Source organism: Methylocaldum sp. (assembly GCF_039794385.1).
Taxonomy (GTDB): domain Bacteria; phylum Pseudomonadota; class Gammaproteobacteria; order Methylococcales; family Methylococcaceae; genus Methylocaldum.
Genome location: NZ_JBDIVO010000393.1, coordinates 1 through 3936 on the forward strand (window position 1 = coordinate 1; position 3936 = coordinate 3936).

At 61.8% G+C, this 3936-nt stretch carries 7 protein-coding genes; all 7 read left to right on the top strand.

Annotation, left to right across the window (positions count from 1 at the left end):
* Nucleotides 1–151: 151 nt before the first annotated feature.
* The 7 genes from nifT to ABJK70_RS21435 all read left to right on the top strand — a co-directional run bounded on the left by nifT (nt 152) and on the right by ABJK70_RS21435 (nt 3776).
* Complete coding sequence (gene nifT, locus ABJK70_RS21405; protein ID WP_077729037.1) at nt 152–364, top strand: putative nitrogen fixation protein NifT; 213 nt, start codon at nt 152–154, stop codon at nt 362–364.
* A gap of 2 nt (nt 365–366) precedes the next feature.
* On the top strand, nt 367–630 hold the full coding sequence (locus tag ABJK70_RS21410; RefSeq protein WP_077729038.1) for a hypothetical protein: 264 nt from the start codon (nt 367–369) through the stop codon (nt 628–630).
* A 9-nt stretch (nt 631–639) separates the two neighbouring features.
* Nucleotides 640–1794 carry a DegT/DnrJ/EryC1/StrS family aminotransferase gene (locus ABJK70_RS21415; protein WP_347259067.1) on the top strand — a complete coding sequence of 385 codons (1155 nt, stop codon included), beginning with the start codon at nt 640–642 and terminating at the stop codon, nt 1792–1794.
* 15 nt (nt 1795–1809) lie between these two features.
* On the top strand, nt 1810–2145 hold the full coding sequence (locus ABJK70_RS21420) for a 2Fe-2S iron-sulfur cluster-binding protein (protein WP_077729040.1): 336 nt from the start codon (nt 1810–1812) through the stop codon (nt 2143–2145).
* 16 nt (nt 2146–2161) lie between these two features.
* A complete protein-coding gene (locus tag ABJK70_RS21425) occupies nt 2162–2467 on the top strand; it encodes a hypothetical protein (protein WP_240502429.1) in 306 nt (101 codons plus the stop codon).
* The gene (locus tag ABJK70_RS21430) at nt 2464–3318 is read left to right on the top strand and encodes an SIR2 family protein (protein ID WP_086135369.1); all 855 of its coding nucleotides are present in this window, start codon (nt 2464–2466) and stop codon (nt 3316–3318) included. Before ABJK70_RS21425 ends, ABJK70_RS21430 begins: the two co-directional genes overlap by 4 nt.
* 185 nt (nt 3319–3503) lie before the next feature.
* Nucleotides 3504–3776: a BolA family protein gene (locus ABJK70_RS21435; RefSeq protein ID WP_133718228.1), complete on the top strand. Its 273-nt coding sequence runs from the start codon at nt 3504–3506 to the stop codon at nt 3774–3776.
* The last annotated feature ends 160 nt before the right edge of the window (nt 3777–3936 follow it).

Consider the following 3936-nt stretch of genomic DNA (forward strand, 5'->3'; position numbering starts at 1 on the left):
GCTCAGGACAGGCCCTTCGACTGAGCTCAGGACAGGCATCAATCGCGAACGATGCGGTTCACTTCGTTCAGCACATCCTACTAGCTGGAGGACGTCGCAGATGCCCCGAAACGACAAAACATTGATTTTTTGAAACCAACTGGAGTACCGCATGAAGGTCATGATCAGAAGAAATTCCGCCGGCGAGCTGTCCGTTTACGTTCCGAAAAAAGACCTGGAGGAACCCATCGTTTCCCAGGAAAAGCCGGAACTGTGGGGCGGAATGGTGACGCTGGCGAACGGCTGGGAGCTGTCGCTGCCGGCCATGGCCGCCGATACCGCGCTGCCGATCACGGTCGACGCGCGTCGGGTGAGCGGGGACTGACCATGGCGCTCAGTAACGAGGCGCTCGGGGAAATCCGGATGCTTCTGGAAGGCGAGGCGCCCGCCGCCGAACGCTGTGCGAGCGTGCGCAAGAATTTTCCGGGGCTGTCGCTGACACGTTGCGACGCCAGCGACATGAGTTCCGAAACTCCGACATTCGAAACTCCCGAGTTCTGCGTTTACCTGATAGACACCTCGGAACACTGCGTACGCATTACCGGCGATCCGGCCGCGGCAACCGGTCTGATCGTTGCCCAGAAACGGTAGTTATCGACCATGAAAAACTCACCTACCATCTTGCTCTCGGACCCCGACATCAGCCTGTCCGAACTCGAAGCCGTGGAAGAGGTCCTGAAATCGCCGCGGCTGAGCGCGGGGCCCACGGTCGAAGCTTTCGAAGAGGCTTTCGCCCAATATCTCGGGCGCAAACACGCCGTGGCGGTGAGCAGCGCCACCATCGGCCTGATGCTGGCGCTCAAGGCCTACGGCATAGGTCCGGGGGACGAAGTCATCGCGTCCGCGTTCGGTTTCCGCGAAACCGTTCACGGCATCGCGCTGGCCGGGGCGACGCCGATCTTTGCCGACATCGATTATTGGTCGGGGACGCTGGTTCCCGAAAAGGCCGCGGCGGGAATCACGTCGAAAACCCGCGCCATAGTCGCCGGCAATACCAACGGCCATCCGGCGATGTGGCCGGCGTTCCGTGAATTGGCCACGAAACACGGCCTGCTGCTCATCGAAGATTCCAGCGAGGCGATCGGTTCGCGTTACCAGGGGAAGCTGGTGGGCAGCTTCGGGGACTGTTCGGTGTTCGATTTGTCCCAGCCGTCGCCGCTGACCTGCGGCGAGGGCGGCATGGTGGTGACCGACGACGGCGATTTGGCCGCTCGGCTGCGGAGCTTCCGAGGCCGCCGCCTCGACGAACGGCATTCGGTGGTACTGGGCGAAACGCCGCCGTATCGGGCGGAACTCAGCGAACTCGGCGCCGCTCTCGGGCTGGTGCAGCTCAAGCGTCTTCCGGGAATCCTGGAGCGCCGGAAAGAGATCGAAGCCTATTACAACGCCCACATGCAATCCTTCGAGGGCATCAAGCCGCCGTATCTCGCTCCGGACGTGGACGAGGCGCACTGGTTTCTCTACCTGGTCCATCTCGGCACCCGTTTTTCCCGTTCCAGCCGGGACGCCATCATTCACGACTTGGCAACCGAGCAGATCGAGACCGTGGCCTATTGCCGGCCGCTGCATCAGCAGCGTTTTTACGGAAACCTGGGCTATCGCAAGGGCGATTTCTTCGTCACCGAGAAGCTGGCGGACCGCGCCGTTGCGCTGCCTTTCCACAACCATATCACGGAGGACCAGGTGGGCTTCATCGTCAAGACCGCCAAGGACGCCTCGATCAATATCGGGGCGGGATCGGCCATTTACCTCTGACGCCGCTCCGAAACCATGTCGGGCTTTTTGCGGACCGAAAAGAGGCGGAATGCAAAAGCCTGGGTGACCGTACTGCCTTCGGGCAAGACGGTGCAGGTGGCGAGAGGCGCCAATTTGCTCGAGGCCATCGCGGCGGCGGGCGAGGCTGTCGCCCACCGTTGCGGTGGACGGGCCCGCTGCGGCGAGTGCCATGTGCTCGTGCGGCAGGGCTGGCGCGGCCTATCCAAGGTGCGCCAGGCAGAACGCGATCGGCTCACGCAGCTTTGCGGGGCGGAATCGCTGTCCAGGCTGGCTTGTCAGGCCGCCCTGGGCGTTCATAACAAAGTAATAATTGAACTTATAAACCATTAACCAGAGGATCATTGTTATGGATACCAAAGAAGCTGTCGCTACTCCTTCTGAACCCCAATCGGCCGTCGTCGCGTCCGGCGCGACGCTCAATGCCGAGCAGCGGACGGAATGCGTCATTCACCTGCGTTTCTTTCCGGACGGCACCGTGGCCGAAATCGGCGAGCGTCCGTCAGGGGTGGAGCCGCACGACTGGTACAAATACCTGTGCAACAACACCCAGAACAGTTACCAGGCCTTGTCCGGCGGACGCGGGCTGTTCCGCCTGCTGCGCACCGAGGTGGACGCCTTGAAGGCCTCTTGCGCCGCGGGGATGACATCATGAGCACGCCGTTTCCGAGTCAATTGGCAGAAGATTTGGCGGCGGGACGGGTCATTCCGTATCTCGGCCCGGAGATTCTGAGTCTGGCGCCCGGCGGCGCGATTCCGAGTTCGCCGGAGGCCTTGGTGGAACTGATTACGGCCAAGGTCACCGTGCCCCACAAGATCCGGAAGAATCTTACCGCCGCCAGTCAATACATCGAGAATTTCAAGCATCGGAAGACGCTGGTCGGACTTTTGCAGGAAGCCTTTCGGAGCCCGCCGGAACCGACCGTTCTGCACGGTTTCCTGGCGAATCTCCCGAACCCGCTGCCCTTGATCGTCGACGTCTGGTACGACGCCAGCATGGCGGCGGCCCTGGCTTCGCGCCGCGATTTCGGGCAAGTGCAGGGCGTGAGCCGCGCGGAGCACCTGGGAGACTGGGTTCACTATTTCCATGCCGACGACACAAAGGCGGAGCCGGGGGAAGCCGCGGGATGGGCGACCCTGCTCTACAAGCCGCTGGGTTCCATCGCCCCCGCGTCCAACTTCATCGTCTCGGATTCCGACTACGTGGAAGTTCTCACCGAAATCGATATCCAGACGCCGATTCCGGACCGGGTAAAGGACATCAGGACGGGCCGCAGCTTCCTGTTCCTGGGCTGCCGTTTCCGCAACCAGCTGGAGCGCAATTATGCGCGGCAGATCATGAAGCGTTCCAGCGATCGGCATTTCGCGGTGCTGGAAGGCGACCTCACCCGCAACGAGGCGCGGTTCCTCGCGGAACAGGGCATCGAACGGATCGACATGCCCTTGGCCGAGTTCGTCGCCGGGCTCACCGGAACGCCGGCGGAGTCCCGCAGGGCCGTGGCCTAATCCGAATCTCGTAGGCAGCGGCGTACGGAGGTTAGGGAGGCGTCGGCGGTTCCGTAGGTCGGAAATCCTTTCCGACGCAAGGCGCGGATCGACCGTTTCGTCGGCAAGGGATTGCCGACCTACGAACCGCATGGCTCGGGAGAGATCGTTTATACCTTTGAGATGAATCGCGGAGGCAACGGCTCATGACTACGGATCGCGGCGCCCGTCTTCGGGCGCTTTTGGAACAGGCCTTCGAGCCGGTTCACCTGGAAATCGTCGACGACAGCCGGTCCCATGCCGGCCATGCCCACGAGGGTGGCGGCCACTTTTTCGTGACCGTGTGTTCCCGCCGCTTCGAGGGCCGTTCGACGCTGGAGCGCCATCGACTGGTTTATTCGGCGGTGAGCGAAATGATGCCGGGCGACATCCATGCCCTGAGCATCACTGCCTTGACGCCAACGGAGCAGGCGGCTTAGCACGAGGTTCATAAACGGCTTTTTGGGGATAAGCAGAGAATGAAGCTTCAGATCGAGCGGCCTTACATCGAAGCGATGGTCGAGGAATTCCCGGATTTGGCGCACTTGAAGGAACAATTGCGTTTCGGCAATCGCGTCGAGGTGCCGTTCAGGCAACTGT